The sequence below is a fragment of the Pseudomonas sp. 18175 genome (assembly GCF_050432925.1).
Classification (GTDB): Bacteria; Pseudomonadota; Gammaproteobacteria; order Pseudomonadales; family Pseudomonadaceae; genus Aquipseudomonas.
The window spans coordinates 81,669-96,478 of sequence record NZ_JBKFTO010000015.1 but is presented as its reverse complement, the minus strand read 5'-3'; the positions used below and the strand labels follow the sequence as shown (position 1 = coordinate 96,478).

At 62.2% G+C, this 14,810-nt stretch carries 15 protein-coding genes; 10 read left to right on the top strand and 5 right to left on the bottom strand.

The window, feature by feature from the left end:
* The first annotated feature begins 5 nt into the window (after nucleotides 1-5).
* The 8 genes from ACLD1Y_RS20915 (at nucleotide 6) to hemN (ending at nucleotide 8,399) form a co-directional block, all read left to right on the top strand.
* Complete coding sequence (locus tag ACLD1Y_RS20915) at nucleotides 6-191, top strand: CcoQ/FixQ family Cbb3-type cytochrome c oxidase assembly chaperone (RefSeq protein ID WP_003193169.1); 186 nt, start codon at nucleotides 6-8, stop codon at nucleotides 189-191.
* Entirely contained in the window at nucleotides 188-1,162 is a 975-nt protein-coding gene (gene ccoP / locus ACLD1Y_RS20910) for a cytochrome-c oxidase, cbb3-type subunit III (RefSeq protein ID WP_429479707.1), read from the top strand. The genes ACLD1Y_RS20915 and ccoP overlap by 4 nt, the downstream gene beginning before the upstream one ends.
* Before the next feature lie 319 nt (nucleotides 1,163-1,481).
* Complete coding sequence (gene ccoG, locus ACLD1Y_RS20905; RefSeq protein ID WP_429479706.1) at nucleotides 1,482-2,885, top strand: cytochrome c oxidase accessory protein CcoG; 1,404 nt, start codon at nucleotides 1,482-1,484, stop codon at nucleotides 2,883-2,885.
* A 16-nt stretch (nucleotides 2,886-2,901) separates the two neighbouring features.
* Nucleotides 2,902-3,441: a FixH family protein gene (locus ACLD1Y_RS20900; RefSeq protein WP_429479705.1), complete on the top strand. Its 540-nt coding sequence runs from the start codon at nucleotides 2,902-2,904 to the stop codon at nucleotides 3,439-3,441.
* Between the two features lie 116 nt (nucleotides 3,442-3,557).
* Complete coding sequence (locus ACLD1Y_RS20895) at nucleotides 3,558-6,002, top strand: heavy metal translocating P-type ATPase (protein WP_429479704.1); 2,445 nt, start codon at nucleotides 3,558-3,560, stop codon at nucleotides 6,000-6,002.
* A gap of 22 nt (nucleotides 6,003-6,024) precedes the next feature.
* Nucleotides 6,025-6,237 carry a cbb3-type cytochrome oxidase assembly protein CcoS gene (gene ccoS / locus ACLD1Y_RS20890; protein WP_429479703.1) on the top strand — a complete coding sequence of 71 codons (213 nt, stop codon included), beginning with the start codon at nucleotides 6,025-6,027 and terminating at the stop codon, nucleotides 6,235-6,237.
* Nucleotides 6,230-6,913: a sulfite exporter TauE/SafE family protein gene (locus tag ACLD1Y_RS20885; RefSeq protein ID WP_429479702.1), complete on the top strand. Its 684-nt coding sequence runs from the start codon at nucleotides 6,230-6,232 to the stop codon at nucleotides 6,911-6,913. Before ccoS ends, ACLD1Y_RS20885 begins: the two co-directional genes overlap by 8 nt.
* A gap of 103 nt (nucleotides 6,914-7,016) precedes the next feature.
* Entirely contained in the window at nucleotides 7,017-8,399 is a 1,383-nt protein-coding gene (gene hemN / locus ACLD1Y_RS20880) for an oxygen-independent coproporphyrinogen III oxidase (RefSeq protein WP_429479701.1), read from the top strand.
* 1 nt (nucleotide 8,400) lies between these two features.
* Here the strand turns inward: hemN and ACLD1Y_RS20875 are convergent, their stop codons facing one another.
* Nucleotides 8,401-8,859 carry a hypothetical protein gene (locus ACLD1Y_RS20875; protein ID WP_429479700.1) on the bottom strand — a complete coding sequence of 153 codons (459 nt, stop codon included), beginning with the start codon at nucleotides 8,857-8,859 and terminating at the stop codon, nucleotides 8,401-8,403.
* A gap of 153 nt (nucleotides 8,860-9,012) precedes the next feature.
* Between ACLD1Y_RS20875 and fnr the strand changes: the two genes are divergently transcribed.
* On the top strand, nucleotides 9,013-9,747 hold the full coding sequence (gene fnr, locus ACLD1Y_RS20870) for a fumarate/nitrate reduction transcriptional regulator Fnr (protein WP_016979302.1): 735 nt from the start codon (nucleotides 9,013-9,015) through the stop codon (nucleotides 9,745-9,747).
* A gap of 92 nt (nucleotides 9,748-9,839) precedes the next feature.
* Entirely contained in the window at nucleotides 9,840-10,388 is a 549-nt protein-coding gene (locus ACLD1Y_RS20865) for an adenine phosphoribosyltransferase (protein WP_429479699.1), read from the top strand.
* Nucleotides 10,389-10,452: 64 nt separating this feature from the next.
* Here ACLD1Y_RS20865 and recR read toward each other — a convergent pair whose 3' ends face one another.
* The 4 genes from recR to dnaX all read right to left on the bottom strand — a co-directional run bounded on the left by recR (nucleotide 10,453) and on the right by dnaX (nucleotide 14,698).
* A complete protein-coding gene (gene recR / locus ACLD1Y_RS20860) occupies nucleotides 10,453-11,055 on the bottom strand; it encodes a recombination mediator RecR (RefSeq protein ID WP_065873846.1) in 603 nt (200 codons plus the stop codon).
* Between the two features lie 66 nt (nucleotides 11,056-11,121).
* Nucleotides 11,122-12,156: an NADP-dependent oxidoreductase gene (locus ACLD1Y_RS20855; RefSeq protein WP_429479698.1), complete on the bottom strand. Its 1,035-nt coding sequence runs from the start codon at nucleotides 12,154-12,156 to the stop codon at nucleotides 11,122-11,124.
* A gap of 132 nt (nucleotides 12,157-12,288) precedes the next feature.
* Entirely contained in the window at nucleotides 12,289-12,627 is a 339-nt protein-coding gene (locus ACLD1Y_RS20850) for a YbaB/EbfC family nucleoid-associated protein (RefSeq protein ID WP_003175481.1), read from the bottom strand.
* 43 nt (nucleotides 12,628-12,670) lie between these two features.
* Nucleotides 12,671-14,698, bottom strand: a complete 2,028-nt coding sequence (gene dnaX / locus ACLD1Y_RS20845; protein WP_429479697.1) for a DNA polymerase III subunit gamma/tau — start codon at nucleotides 14,696-14,698, stop codon at nucleotides 12,671-12,673.
* Nucleotides 14,699-14,810: the final 112 nt, after the last annotated feature.

The following is a 14,810-nucleotide window of genomic DNA, read 5'->3' as shown; positions in this document are numbered from 1 at the left end:
CCTTCATGGATATCGGGATGATTCGAGGCCTGGGCACCGTTGTGGTGATGGTGGCCTTTATCGGCCTGGCGCTGTGGGTGTTCAGCCCGCGGCGCAAGTCGGAGTTTGACGACGCGACCATGCTGCCTTTTGCGGATGATCCCGAAGCCATCAAGCACGTCGAGCAAGCTTCTAGGAGTAACAAAGAATGACTACGTTCTGGAGTCTGTACGTCACAGTCCTCAGTCTGGGTACCATCTTCGCCCTGACCTGGCTGCTGCTGTCGACCCGCAAGGGCCAGCGCGCCGAGCAAACCGACGAGACCGTTGGCCACTCGTTCGACGGCATCGAGGAGTACGACAACCCGCTGCCCAAATGGTGGTTCATGCTGTTTGTCGGCACCATCATCTTCGCCCTTGGCTACCTGGCGCTGTACCCCGGCCTGGGCAACTGGAAGGGCCTGCTGCCGGGCTACAACTACCTCGACACCGACAAGCAAACCCCCTTCGCCAACGGCCAGACCGGCTGGACCGGCGTGCACGAATGGGAAAAGGAAATGGCCAAGTCGGACGCCAAGTTCGGGCCGATCTTCGCCAAATTCGCCGCGATGCCCATTGAAGAAGTGGCCAAAGACCCGCAAGCCTTGAAAATGGGCGGCCGCCTGTTCGCCTCCAACTGCTCGGTGTGCCACGGTTCCGACGCCAAGGGCGCCTATGGCTTCCCTAACCTGACCGACGCCGACTGGCGCTGGGGTGGCGCGCCCGAGACCATCAAGGAAACCATCATGAAGGGCCGCCATGCGGCGATGCCGGGCTGGCTGGACAGCTTGAAAGAGCAAGGCGTCAGCGACGTGGCCGCCTACGTGGTCACCAACCTCGATGGCCGCAAACTGCCGGAAGGCGTCAAGGCCGACGTGGCCAACGGCGAGAAAATCTTCGGCACCTACTGCGTCGCCTGCCACGGCCCGCAAGGCAAAGGCACTCCGGCCCTGGGCGCACCTGACCTGACTCATCCGGGTGCCTTCATCTACGGTTCAAGCTTCGCCCAACTGCAACAAACCATCCGCTTCGGCCGCCAGGGCCAGATGCCGGCGCAGGAGCAGTTGCAGGGCAATGACAAGGTGCACTTGTTGGCGGCGTATGTGTACAGCTTGTCCCATGGGGATAAGAAGGCGGAGGAATAGAGCCGTTCACCTATTCTGAAACCAACGAAAAACCAATGTGGGAGCGGGCTTGCTCGCGAATGCGGTCTGTCAGTAACGGATAAATCGACTGACCCACCGCATTCGCGAGCAAGCCCGCTCCCACATTGGAACTGCTTCGTTTTGGCCACCGAGCCTGTAAAAACCGACCATACTTGCCAATTCAATTGATCCAGATCATAGAGGTCGCCCCCGTTCAACATCATCGGGGGCGTATCATGATGCCACTGCAAGACCTTTAATTTGACCCCGGCTGGCACGTACTGGCCGAGGCAAATCTCCACCGCCGTGGGATGCAATGATGAGCAAGCAAATACCGGTACATGACGTAACTCCCCCAGCCAAAACCGTCGACCTCTACGCCTCGCGCGAGAAAATCTACACCCGCGCCTTCACCGGCCTGTTCCGCAATTTGCGCATGCTCGGTGGCGCCGCATTGTTCTTGCTCTACTTCGGCACGGTGTGGCTGAACTGGGGCGGTCACCAGGCGGTGTGGTGGAACCTGCCGGAGCGTAAATTCTTCATTTTTGGGGCGACCTTCTGGCCCCAGGACTTCATCCTGCTCTCGGGCATTCTCATTGTTGCAGCGTTTGGCCTGTTCTTCATTACCGTGTACGCCGGCCGTGTGTGGTGCGGCTACACCTGCCCGCAAAGCGTATGGACGTGGATCTTCATGTGGTGCGAAAAGGTCACCGAAGGCGACCGCAACCAGCGCATCAAGCTCGACAAGGCGCCGATGAGCGCCAACAAGTTCCTGCGCAAATTCAGCAAGCACACCCTGTGGCTGCTGATCGGCCTGGCCACTGGCCTGACCTTCGTCGGCTACTTCTCGCCGATCCGCGAACTGGTGATCGACTTCTTCACCGGCCAAGCCGATGGCTGGTCGTATTTCTGGGTGGGTTTCTTCACCCTCGCCACCTACGGCAACGCCGGCTGGCTGCGCGAACAGGTGTGCATCTACATGTGCCCCTACGCACGCTTCCAAAGCGTGATGTTCGACAAAGACACCCTGATCGTCTCCTACGACCCGCGCCGTGGCGAACTGCGTGGCCCGCGTAAAAAAGGCAGCGACTACAAGGCCGAGGGCCTGGGGGACTGCATCGACTGTACGATGTGCGTGCAGGTGTGCCCCACCGGCATCGACATCCGCGACGGCCTGCAAATCGAGTGCATCGGCTGCGCCGCGTGTATCGACGCCTGCGACAACATCATGGACAAGATGGAATACCCACGCGGCTTGATCAGCTACACCACCGAGCACAACCTCTCCGGGCAGAAAACCCACAAGCTGCGCCCACGCCTGATCGGCTACGCGCTGGTGTTGCTGGCGATGATCAGCCTGTTGGTAGCCGCGTTCTTCATGCGCTCGCTGGTAGGCTTCGACGTGAGCAAAGACCGCGTGCTGTATCGCGAAAACGCCGAAGGCCGCATCGAAAACGTCTACAGCCTGAAGATCATGAACAAAGACCAGCGCGACCACACCTACGTGCTCGACGCTGCCGGCCTGCCCGACCTCAAGCTGCAAGGCCGCCGCGAAATCAAAGTCGCCGCTGGCGATATCGTCAGCATGCCCGTGGAGTTGTCGAGCGCGCCGGAGCAATTGCCATCGAGTACCAACGAGGTGAAATTCATCCTCACCGATGCCGACGACGCCAGCGTCAAAATTGAAGCCAAGAGCCGATTCATCGGCCCACAAGTCCGCTAACGAAGAGAGCTGAACAATGTCTGTCGCTACTGCCGCAAGCCCTTGGTACAAGCACCTCTGGCCCTGGATCATCATTGCCATCCTGGCCTGCTCGGTGACCTTGACTTTGTCCATGGTGACCATCGCGGTGAACAACCCGGACAACCTGGTCAACGACAACTACTACGAGGCCGGCAAAGGCATCAACCGCTCCCTGGACCGCGAACGCCTGGCCCAAACCCTGCAACTGCGCGCCAAATTGCACCTGGATGAGTTGACCGGTGAAGTCGAGCTGAACCTCACGGGCTACAGCAACCCGACCACGCTGGAACTCAACCTGATTTCCCCGACCCAGCCAGACAAAGACCGCAAGATCAACCTGGCCCGCAGCGACAGCGAGCCTGGCCGCTATATCGGCCAGGTCACCGATAAAGTCGAAGGCCGCCGTTTTGTCGAGTTGCTCGGAGTAGAAGGTGACAAGACCTGGCGCCTGTTCGAAGAAGAAGAGGTCAGCCATGACAAAGACTTGCTGCTGGGGGATGAGCCTCTACAGGGTGCTGAAGACCTGAAAAAGTAAACAGCCGGCGCTTCGCGCATCGCGGGCAAGCCCGCTCCCACAGGAGGAACGCATTCCAAATGTGGGAGTGGGCTTGCCCACGATGAGGCCCTCCCAGCCAATAAAGATTCCAACCCATGACCACCCCCTGCTACCACTGCGCCCTCCCCGTCCCCTCCGGCAGCCGTTTCACCACGGTCATCCTCGGTGAGCGCCGCGAATTCTGCTGCCCCGGCTGCCAGGCCGTGGCCGAAGCCATCGTGGCCGGTGGGCTGGAAAGCTACTACCAACACCGCAGCGAAGCCTCGGCCAACCCCGAAGCACTGCCGGTGCAACTGGTGGACGAACTGGAGCTGTACGACCGCGCCGACGTGCAAAAGCCATTCGTGCGCCACGAAGGCGACCTCGCTGAAACCACCCTGTTGATGGAAGGCATCAGCTGCGCCGCCTGTGGCTGGCTGATCGAAAAACACCTGCGCAGCCTGCCCGCCGTGGCCGAGGCGCGACTGAACCTGTCCAACCATCGCCTGCACGTGCGCTGGGCCGATGGGCAATTGCCCTTGAGCCAATTGCTCAGTGAGTTGCGCCATATCGGCTACGCCGCCCACCCTTACCAAGCGGACCGCGCTGCCGAACAACTGGCCGGCGAAAACCGCCGGGCCTTGCGCCAACTGGGGGTGGCCGGGTTGCTGTGGTTCCAGGCGATGATGGCAACCATGGCCACCTGGCCGGAATTCAATATCGACCTGAGCCCGGAGCTGCACGTGATCCTGCGCTGGGTGGCGATGTTTCTAACCACGCCCATCGTGTTCTACAGCTGCGCACCGTTTTTCAAAGGCGCCATGCGGGATTTGCGCACGCGCCACCTGACCATGGATGTGTCGGTGTCCCTGGCCATCAGCGGCGCCTACCTGGCAGGGATCTGGACGGCGATCACCGGCAACGGCGAGCTCTACTTCGATGCGGTGGGCATGTTCGCGCTGTTTCTACTGGCCGGGCGCTATCTGGAGCGGCGTGCCCGCGAGCGTACAGCAGCCGCCACCGCGCAACTGGTCAACCTGCTGCCCGCTTCGTGCCTGCGCCTGAACGCTGACGGCCAGAGCGAACGCATCCTGCTCAGCGAACTGGCCTTGGGCGACCGCGTGCTGGTGCATCCCGGCGCCGTGCTGCCCGCCGATGGGGTGATTCTTGAGGGACACTCCAGCGTCGATGAATCCCTGCTCACCGGCGAATACCTGCCGCAGCCACGTCAGGCCGGCGATGCGGTCACCGCTGGCACCCTCAACGTCGAAGGCGCGCTGACGGTGCAGGTGCGCGCCCTGGGCCTCGACACCCGCCTGTCCGCCATCGTGCGCCTGCTGGAGCGGGCCCAGGCCGAGAAGCCGCGCCTGGCACAGATCGCCGACCGCGCCGCGCAGTGGTTCTTGCTGTGTTCGTTGATCGCCGCTACGGTGATCGGTGTGGTGTGGTGGGAGCTGGATTCATCGCGAGCCTTCTGGATTGTGCTGGCGATGCTGGTGGCGACCTGCCCGTGTGCGCTGTCCCTGGCAACGCCCACCGCGCTCACCGCCGCCACCGGCACCTTGCACACACTCGGGTTGTTGCTGACCCGTGGCCATGTGCTGGAAGGCTTGAACCAGATCGACACGGTGATTTTCGATAAAACCGGCACCCTGACCGAAGGCCGCCTGGCCTTGCGCGCAATCCGTCCTCTGAGTGCGCTGGGCAGCGATGCCTGCCTGAGCTTGGCCGCCGCCCTCGAAAACCGCTCCGAACACCCGATTGCCCGCGCGTTCGGCCGCGCACCGCTGGCCGCCGACGAAGTACTCAGCTCTCCCGGCCTGGGCCTGGAGGGGCGTGTTGGCGAACGTCAGTTGCGCATCGGCCAACCGGGCTTTGTCTGCGCGTTGAGCGGTTGCCCGATCCCGACCTCACCGGATGAAGCCGGGCAGTGGTTGCTACTGGGGGATACCCATGGCGCCCTCGCCTGGTTCGTACTCGACGACCGCCTGCGCAGCGATGCGCCCGCTCTGTTGGCCGCGTGCAAGGCCCGTGGCTGGCGCACGCTGCTGCTGTCGGGGGACAGCTCGCCCATGGTGGCCAGTGTCGCCGCCGAACTGGGCATCGACGAGGCCCGTGGCGGCCTTCGGCCCGACGACAAACTGCAGGTGCTGCAACAGTTGCACAAGGAAGGCCGCAAGGTGCTGATGCTGGGAGATGGGGTGAACGATGTGCCCGTCCTGGCCGCCGCTGACATCAGCGTGGCGATGGGCTCGGCCACCGACCTGGCCAAGACCAGCGCCGATGCCGTGCTGCTGTCCAACCGCCTGGATGCCTTGGTACACGCCTTTAGCCTGGCGCGCCGCACCCGCCGCGTAATCGTTGAAAACTTGCTGTGGGCCGGGCTGTACAATGGCCTTATGCTGCCGTTTGCCGCCCTGGGTTGGATCACACCCATCTGGGCAGCGGTCGGTATGTCCCTCAGTTCGTTGACCGTGGTGCTCAATGCCCTGCGCCTGACTCGCCAGCCGAGCACGCCGGCCGCCAGCGCGCCCACCGTAACCCGCCCGCTGCCGGCTTGAGCCGCGCGGGCCTGGAGTGCAGATGCCAGCTTTATACGTGATGATTCCAGCGGCGCTGTTGCTAGTGGGCGTGGCCATCTACATCTTCTTCTGGGCGGTAGAGAGCGGCCAGTACGACGACCTCGACGGCCCGGCCCACAGCGTGCTGTTCGACGACCAGGACCCTAACCACCTGGCCGGCGTCGAACAAGCCAACCACCCCGAACAACCGCCCAAAGACCCGCCCCATGCTTGAGTTGGCGCCGCTGCTGGTTTCTGCGCTGATCCTGGGCCTGCTCGGTGGCGGGCATTGCCTGGGCATGTGCGGCGGGCTGATGGGCGCACTCACGCTGGCCATCCCCAAGGAGCAACGCAGCCGCCGGTTTCGCCTGCTGCTGGCGTACAACCTGGGGCGCATCCTCAGTTATACCGCCGCAGGCGTCTTGATCGGCCTGGCGGGCTGGGCCGTGGCCAACAGCCCGGCGGCGATGTTTATGCGCGTGCTGGCCGGCATGCTGTTGATCAGCATGGGCCTGTACCTGGCTGGCTGGTGGAGCGGCCTCACCCGTATCGAAGCCCTCGGGCGCGGCCTGTGGCGGCATATCCAGCCGATTGCCAGCCGTTTGCTGCCGGTGTCCAGCTTGCCCCGCGCGTTGCTGCTGGGTGCGCTGTGGGGCTGGCTGCCGTGTGGGTTGGTCTACAGCACATTGCTGTGGGCCGCCAGCCAGGGCAATGCGCTGGACAGTGGCTTGCTGATGCTGGCGTTTGGATTGGGCACTTGGCCGGTGCTGCTGGCGACCGGGCTGGCGGCGGAGCGGGTCACCGCACTGCTGCGCAAACGCAGCGTGCGCATGGCCGGTGGGCTGCTGGTAATCCTGTTCGGAATCTGGACATTGCCCGGCCCCCACCAGCACTGGCTAATGGGCCACTAAAAGGCTATGTGGCATAGCGCCGCTCCCCGTTGATGCAAATCAAGGTGACTGCCCCGGCCAGCCCCTAGACTCGGCCCACTAGCCTATCCGGGGGACCGCCCGCATGCTCGACGCCATTCGTTGGGACACCGATCTGATTCATCGCTACGACCTGGCGGGACCGCGCTACACGTCCTACCCCACCGCCGTACAATTCGACAGCCAGGTCGGCACGTTCGACCTGCTCCACGCCCTGCGTGACAGCCGCAAGGCCGTACGCCCACTGTCCCTGTATGTGCACGTGCCGTTCTGCGCGAACATCTGCTACTACTGCGCCTGCAACAAGGTCATCACCAAGGACCGTGGACGCGCCCACGCCTACCTGCAACGCCTGGAGCAAGAGATCCAGCTGGTGGCCTGCCACCTCGATCCGAAACAGCCGGTGGAACAACTGCACTTCGGCGGCGGAACCCCCACGTTTCTCAGCCACGACGAACTGCGCCAGGTCATGGGCAGCCTGCGCAAGCACTTCAATTTGCTGGACGACGACTCCGGCGACTACGGCATCGAAATCGACCCCCGCGAAGCCGACTGGGCCACCATGGGCCTGCTGCGCGAGCTGGGTTTCAACCGCGTGAGCATCGGCCTGCAAGACCTCGACCCCGAGGTGCAACGCGCCGTCAACCGCCTGCAAAGCCTGGAAGAAACCCGCGCGGTGATCGACGCGGCGCGTACCCTGCAATTCCGTTCAATCAATATCGACCTGATCTACGGCCTGCCCAAGCAAACCCCGATCAACTTTGCGCGCACCGTGGAAGAAGTGATCCGCCTGCAACCCGACCGCCTGTCGGTGTTCAACTACGCCCACCTGCCGGAACGCTTCATGCCTCAGCGGCGCATCAACACCGACGACCTGCCCTCCCCGGCAGAAAAGCTGCTGATGCTGCAAACCACCATCGAGCAACTGACACAGGCTGGCTATCGCTACATCGGCATGGACCACTTCGCCCTACCGGATGACGAGTTGGCCATCGCCCAGGAAGAAGGCACCCTGCAACGCAATTTCCAGGGCTACACCACCCACGGTCATTGCGACCTGATCGGGCTGGGGGTGTCGGCCATCAGCCAGATTGGCGACTTGTATTGCCAGAACAGCAGCGACCTCAACGCTTACCAGAACACCCTGGCCAGCGCACAACTGGCCACCAGCCGCGGCCTGGTGTGCACCACGGACGACCGGTTGCGGCGGGAAGTGATCCAGCAGTTGATCTGCAATTTCAGCCTGGCATTCGAGAAAGTCGAACAGGCCTTCAACATTGATTTTCGCGGCTACTTTGATGAGATCTGGCCGCAACTTGAGGCCATGGCCGCCGATGGCCTGATCGCGTTGGACGCCCAAGGCATCCAGGTGCTGCCGGCAGGGAGGTTGTTGGTGCGTTCGGTGTGCATGGTGTTCGACGCCTACCTGGAGCACCAGAACCGGCAGCGGTTTTCCCGGGTCATCTGAATCAGCTGGACAGCGCCAGGACCTTGCCGATGTCTTCCGGGCTCATGCCTTTCATCGCCTTGGCCAGGGAGGTTTGAGCGGTAATCAGCCCCGCCTGCAGCGAGCTGATGGCGGTTTGCAAATTGGCGACCTTGGCCTGGCGCTCTTCAGGGCTGAGGCTCTGGTCCATGGCGACGGCTTGCAGCTCGGCGAGTTTTTCGTCGATTTGCTGCTTCAATGCGCGGATGGTTTTGAGCATTTGCTTGACGTTGTCGTCCAGGCCGCTTTCATCGATATCCGAGTCGGTGCTCTTGACCTCGGCGGCCTTGAACGCATCGGACGAGATCGTCACCTTGATGCCTTCGGAGGCGTTTGGCACAGCCGCGTCCTGCTCCTCAACCGCTGCAGCCGACTTTACCGCCGATGCCGTTGGCGCGGTCGGTACATGGATCAACGGGCTGTTCACCGCTAAAACAAGCATGTCCAAAGCTCCTGCTCGTAGAGAGACACACTTGTATCGGCCCCGATACATAAACCTTTATACCGCTGCCGGTTTTTTGTACAGGCTGGCCTCACCGGCCCCCAGTGCGTTACCCTTACGTCTTATGTGTGTTTTCCCACAAGGATTTAAGAAATGTCCGAGCCAGTCAAACTGCGCGCTCACAGCCAGGCTCATTGCAAGGATTGCAGCCTGGCCCCCCTCTGCTTGCCACTTTCGTTGAATTTGGAAGACATGGATGCGCTGGACGACATCGTTAAACGTGGACGCCCGCTGAAAAAAGGTGAATTCCTGTTCCGCCAGGGCGACAAGTTCGATTCCGTCTATGCAGTGCGTTCGGGCGCATTGAAGACCTTCAGCCTGAGCGACAGCGGCGAAGAGCAGATCACCGGTTTCCACCTGCCGAGCGAGCTGGTGGGGTTGTCGGGCATGGACACGGAGATTCACCCGGTGTCGGCCCAGGCCCTGGAGACTACATCGGTGTGTGAAATCCCCTTCGAACGCCTGGACGAACTGGCCCTGCAGTTGCCGCAATTGCGCCGCCAGTTGATGCGCGTGATGAGCCGCGAGATCCGCGATGACCAGCAAATGATGCTGCTGTTGTCGAAGAAAACCGCCGACGAGCGCATCGCCACGTTCCTGGTCAACCTGTCCGCACGTTTCCGTGCCCGGGGCTTCTCGGCCAACCAGTTCCGCCTGAGCATGTCGCGCAACGAAATCGGCAACTACCTGGGCCTGGCGGTGGAAACCGTATCCCGCGTATTTACCCGCTTCCAGCAGAACGAACTGATCGCCGCCGAGGGTAAGGAAGTGCATATCCTCGACCCCATCCAGCTGTGCGCGCTGGCCGGTGGCTCGCTCGAAGGTTAAGCGAAAGTCTGATCCAGACACCTGCGGCCGCGCCAACCGGCCAGGCCGCAGGTATACTTCGAGTCCGTTTCCAGCCCCAGGACTCTTCGACGATGACCTTCGATTCGTTCGACATCAAATCCCTGATCCGCCCTGTCATCGACTTCCCCAAGCCTGGGGTGATTTTTCGTGACATCACGCCCCTGTTCCAATCTCCCCGCGCCCTGCGCCTGGTCGCCGACAGCTTTGCCCACCGCTATGTCGAAGCCGATTTCAGCCATATCGGCGCCATGGATGCCCGCGGCTTTTTAATCGGCTCGATCATCGCCTACCAACTGAACAAACCGCTGATCCTGTTTCGCAAGCAAGGCAAACTGCCGGCCGATGTGTTGGCCGAGGGCTACCAGACCGAATACGGCGAAGCGTTCTTGGAAGTGCACGCCGACAGCCTGTGCGAAGGCGACTCGGTGCTGATGTTTGATGACCTGATCGCCACCGGCGGTACGTTGATTGCGGCAGCGAACCTGGTAAGGCGCATGGGGGCGAAGATTTTTGAAGCGGCGGCGATTATTGATTTGCCGGAGCTAGGTGGATCGCAGCGCTTGGAAGATATGGGGATTCCAACGTTTTGTTTGACGCAGTTTGCGTTGACTGAGCAATAAGCGGCCTGGCAGCCCTTGTAGTGAGCGGGCTTGCCCCGCTCACTACAATTCGTATAGCGGGTCTTTAAAGCGCGATGGGTTTGCGACCGGCAAACGAATGCGCCAGCGTCCCGCCATCCACTAACTCCAACTCCCCACCCAACGGCACGCCGTGGGCGATACGCGAAGTGATCAAGCCTTTGTTGCTCAACAGTTGGGCAATGTAATGCGCCGTGGCCTCACCTTCTACCGTGGGGTTGGTGGCCAGGATCACTTCGGTAAAGGTGCCCTGCTCTTCGATACGCGCCACCAACTGCGGAATACCGATAGCCTCCGGCCCCAGGCCGTCCAGCGGCGACAGGTGGCCCTTGAGCACAAAGTAGCGCCCGCGATAACCGGTCTGCTCCACCGCGTACACATCCATCGGCCCTTCTACCACGCACAGCAACGTGTCGTCGCGACGTGGGTCGGCGCATTGTGGGCAGAGTTCTTCTTCGGTGAGGGTGCGACACTGGCGGCAGTGACCAACGCCGGTCATGGCCTGGCTCAGGGCCTGGGCCAACCGGGTGCCGCCGCTGCGGTCGCGTTCCAGCAGTTGCAACGCCATGCGTTGGGCGGTTTTCTGGCCCACGCCCGGCAAGGTGCGCAGGGCGTCGATCAGTTGGCGAATCAGGGGGCTGAAGCTCATGGGCGAAGGGTCCGACAAAACAACGAGACGCGGTTTATACCCGCGCCCCGGATTAGCGTCAAATGCTCAATCCTGTGCCACACGCACCACCAACTTGCCGAAGTTGCGCCCTTCGAGCAAACCGATAAAGGCTTCGGGCGCTTGCTCAAGGCCGTCCACCACGTCTTCACGGAATTTCACCTTGCCTTCACGCACCCACGGCGCCATGGCGCTGATGAACTCAGGGTGGCGGTCGCCGTAGTCGTCAAACACGATAAAGCCCTGGATGCGCACGCGCTTGGTCAACAAGGTGCGTTGCAGTGCCGGCAAGCGGTCGGGACCGCTGGGCGGCTGGTGGGCGTTATAGCCGGCGATCAGCCCGCACAGCGGAATACGTGCCTTGGGGTTGAGCAACGGCATTACCGCGTCGAACACCTTGCCGCCGACATTCTCGAAGTAGATGTCCACGCCCTTGAAGCAGGCCTGGGCCAACTCATCGGCGAAGTCATCGCTTTTGTGGTCGATGCAGGCGTCAAAGCCCAACTCGTCCACCACGTAGCGGCACTTGTCCGCACCACCGGCGATACCCACCACCCGCAAGCCTTTGAGCTTGGCTACTTGGCCGACCACCGAGCCCACCGCGCCGGACGCCGCCGCCACCACCAGGGTTTCCCCGGCCTTGGGTTGGCCGATATCCATCAGGCCCATGTAGGCGGTCATGCCGGGCATGCCCAACACCCCCAAGGCCATGGACGGGCTGGGCAGCCCCGTGGGCACGGGTATCAGGTTGCTGCCATCGGAAATACTGTGGCTCTGCCAGCCGGTGGCGCCGACCACCAGGTCGCCGACTTCGAATTTCGGGTTACGTGACTGCTCGATACGGCTGACAGCCCCACCGGTCATCACCTCGTCGATTTCTACGGGTGCTGCGTAGGACGGCGCGTCACTCATGCGCCCGCGCATGTACGGGTCGAGGGACAGGTACAACGTCTTGAGTAGCACCTGGCCGTCTGCCAACTCCGGCAGGTTCACCCGTTCCAGGCGGAAGTTTTCCGGAGTGGGTGCACCTTGGGGGCGCGAGACCAGGACAATGCGCTGGTTCAGAATCGGTTGTTGAGGCATCAGGGGCTCCTTTTACAAATCCATCGGTATAGGGTGCAGACCGTGTTTGCAGTGCCAGGGTTCGATCAGATCAACACAAACAAAAATGCCAGGCACTGGGCCTGGCATTGCAGCATAGCTAATGCTTGCCGATCAGAACGGCAGCTTCATGCCCGGCGGCAGTTGCATGCCAGCGGTCACGCCGCCCATTTTTTCCTGGCTGTTGGCTTCGATCTTGCGCACCGCGTCGTTAACGGCCGCAGCGAACAGCGCTTCGAGCATTTCCAGGTCATCTTCGCCCACACCTGGCAATACGCTTGGGTCGATGCTCACGCGCTTGATGTCGTGACGACCGGTCATCACCACACTGACCATATCGCCACCGGCTTTACCGGTGACTTCGGCGTTGGCCAGTTCTTCCTGCATCTTGGCCATCTTTTCCTGCATCTGCTGCGCCTGCTTCATCAGGCCGGCCATGCCACCTTTCATCATGGGAATCACCTCAAAGTACGTGGATCAAGTAAGTAGCCCGGTGTCAGGACGCCTGGGGCACCGGGGCTTCGACAGGTTCAATAGTATCGTGGCGGACGACCGCACCGAACTGTTGCATCATTTGTTGGATGAGCGGATCGCCATGGATCGAGTCTTCCGCTTCGCGCTGGCGGTTGATACGCCGACGGGTCGCGGCCTGGGCCGGGGTTTCCTGCTCGGGCTTGATCAGCTCGATGGCGATGGTCAGCGTGCGCTCATGGTACTGGTTCAGTGCGTCATTCAGGCGACGTTGCTGGGTGGCATTGAACAGGGCGCTGTGGGCCGGGTCCAGGTGCAACAGCCAGTGGTCGCCGTCGATAGAAATAAGGGTGCAGTTGGCGGCGATGCTGCCGGTCATGCCGGAGATCGGCAGTTTCGGGAACAGCTCCAGCCATTGCAGGGCCAGGCCGGTGGCCGGCGCCGCAGCGGGTTCCGCCTCGGGCTCGGGGGCCGGCTCGGCGGTGTGTTCGCTGGCCAAGTCGTCCAGGTAGCTGTAGGCCGAATCCATGTCCGGCTCGATGTAGTCTTCGTCCAGCGGCGGCTCATCGTCGTCAATAGCGGGAACGGCGGCTTCCACCTGGGCGACGGTCGGCTCGGGCACGGGCGCAGAAACCCACTCTGGCGCGGCGGGCACGACGCTGTCTGGGGTCGGCGCGGGCATTGGTGTCAGCTCGGGCTGCTCGCCGATAGTTTCCAGTACAGGCTCTACGGCGGATTGCAGTTCGACTTCGGGCTCGGCCTCGGCTTCTACCGGGTCATTCCACGGCAGATCGACAACAGGCTCAGGCTCGGCAACCGGCTCTGGCATAGGCTCGGGAGCCGGTGCAGGCACAGGCGCAGCAACTACTGGCGCAACCACCGCCGCGCCAGCCACGGGTTTGGCGGAATCAACTGTGGCCTGGCTGATCCCCACTGGCTTTAGCGGCTGTCTCGGCGCGTCTGCCGAGTCGGCGGGCCGGAAGGCCAGCATGCGCAGCAGGACCATTTCAAATCCGCCACGCGGGTCCGGTGCCAGGGGTAAGTCCCGGCGGCCGATCAGGCCCATCTGGTAGTAGAACTGCACATCTTCGGCCGGCAGCGCCTGGGCCAGGGCCAACACGCGGTCGCGGTCGCCATGGCCGTTGTCGACACCTTCAGGCAGGGCCTGGGCGATGGCGACCCGGTGCAGCACGTTGAGGATTTCCGAGAGCACGCCGTTCCAGTCCGGGCCTTGCTCCGACAGATGGCGCACGGCTTCGAGCAACGCCTTGGCGTCGCCTTCGATCAGCGCGTGCAGCACGTCAAACACCTGGCCGTGGTCCAGGGTGCCTAGCATGGCGCGCACATCAGCGGCCATGACCTTGCCTTCACCAAAGGCGATGGCCTGGTCGGTGAGGCTCATGGCGTCTCGCATCGAACCATCCGCGGCGCGGCCCAGCAGCCACAGCGCATCGTCTTCGAACGGCACGTTCTCGACGCCCAGCACGTGGGTCAAATGCTCGACCACGCGCTCGGGGGTCATGTTTTTCAGGGAGAACTGCAGGCACCGCGACAGGATAGTTGCAGGCAGTTTCTGCGGGTCGGTGGTAGCCAGAATGAATTTGACGTAGGGCGGCGGCTCTTCCAGGGTTTTCAACAAGGCGTTGAAGGAATGGCTGGACAGCATGTGCACTTCGTCGATCAGGTAGACCTTGAAGCGCCCGCGGCTTGGCGCGTACTGCACGTTGTCGAGCAGTTCGCGGGTGTCTTCGACCTTGGTGCGGCTCGCGGCGTCGATCTCGATCAGGTCGAAAAAGCGCCCTTCGTCGATTTCCCGGCATACCGAGCAGGTGCCGCAGGGCGTAGAAGTGATACCGGTTTCACAGTTCAGGCATTTAGCGATGATGCGCGCAATGGTGGTCTTGCCCACCCCACGGGTCCCGGTGAACAAGTAGGCGTGGTGCAGCCGCTGGCTGTCCAAGGCATTGATCAGAGCCTTGAGCACATGGGTCTGGCCGACCATTTCGCGGAACGAGCGCGGACGCCATTTACGTGCAAGAACCTGATAACTCATCGAAAACCGTCGCAACTGGGAAACAGAAGCCGGTAATGCTAGCGGAGCAAGGGGGAAATTGCATCCGGCACGCTCGCCTAATCTGACTAAGCTCATCGCACTGGCCCCGAAA

What these genes read in the sequence shown, in the direction of transcription:
- ACLD1Y_RS20915 (WP_003193169.1), top strand. Translation starts at nt 6, where the DNA reads ATGGATATCGGGATGATTCGAGGCCTGGGCACCGTTGTGGTGATGGTG.
- ccoP (WP_429479707.1), top strand. Translation starts at nt 188, where the DNA reads ATGACTACGTTCTGGAGTCTGTACGTCACAGTCCTCAGTCTGGGTACC.
- ccoG (WP_429479706.1), top strand. Translation starts at nt 1,482, where the DNA reads ATGAGCAAGCAAATACCGGTACATGACGTAACTCCCCCAGCCAAAACC.
- ACLD1Y_RS20900 (WP_429479705.1), top strand. Translation starts at nt 2,902, where the DNA reads ATGTCTGTCGCTACTGCCGCAAGCCCTTGGTACAAGCACCTCTGGCCC.
- ACLD1Y_RS20895 (WP_429479704.1), top strand. Translation starts at nt 3,558, where the DNA reads ATGACCACCCCCTGCTACCACTGCGCCCTCCCCGTCCCCTCCGGCAGC.
- ccoS (WP_429479703.1), top strand. Translation starts at nt 6,025, where the DNA reads ATGCCAGCTTTATACGTGATGATTCCAGCGGCGCTGTTGCTAGTGGGC.
- ACLD1Y_RS20885 (WP_429479702.1), top strand. Translation starts at nt 6,230, where the DNA reads ATGCTTGAGTTGGCGCCGCTGCTGGTTTCTGCGCTGATCCTGGGCCTG.
- hemN (WP_429479701.1), top strand. Translation starts at nt 7,017, where the DNA reads ATGCTCGACGCCATTCGTTGGGACACCGATCTGATTCATCGCTACGAC.
- ACLD1Y_RS20875 (WP_429479700.1), bottom strand. Translation starts at nt 8,859, where the DNA reads ATGCTTGTTTTAGCGGTGAACAGCCCGTTGATCCATGTACCGACCGCG.
- fnr (WP_016979302.1), top strand. Translation starts at nt 9,013, where the DNA reads ATGTCCGAGCCAGTCAAACTGCGCGCTCACAGCCAGGCTCATTGCAAG.
- ACLD1Y_RS20865 (WP_429479699.1), top strand. Translation starts at nt 9,840, where the DNA reads ATGACCTTCGATTCGTTCGACATCAAATCCCTGATCCGCCCTGTCATC.
- recR (WP_065873846.1), bottom strand. Translation starts at nt 11,055, where the DNA reads ATGAGCTTCAGCCCCCTGATTCGCCAACTGATCGACGCCCTGCGCACC.
- ACLD1Y_RS20855 (WP_429479698.1), bottom strand. Translation starts at nt 12,156, where the DNA reads ATGCCTCAACAACCGATTCTGAACCAGCGCATTGTCCTGGTCTCGCGC.
- ACLD1Y_RS20850 (WP_003175481.1), bottom strand. Translation starts at nt 12,627, where the DNA reads ATGATGAAAGGTGGCATGGCCGGCCTGATGAAGCAGGCGCAGCAGATG.
- dnaX (WP_429479697.1), bottom strand. Translation starts at nt 14,698, where the DNA reads ATGAGTTATCAGGTTCTTGCACGTAAATGGCGTCCGCGCTCGTTCCGC.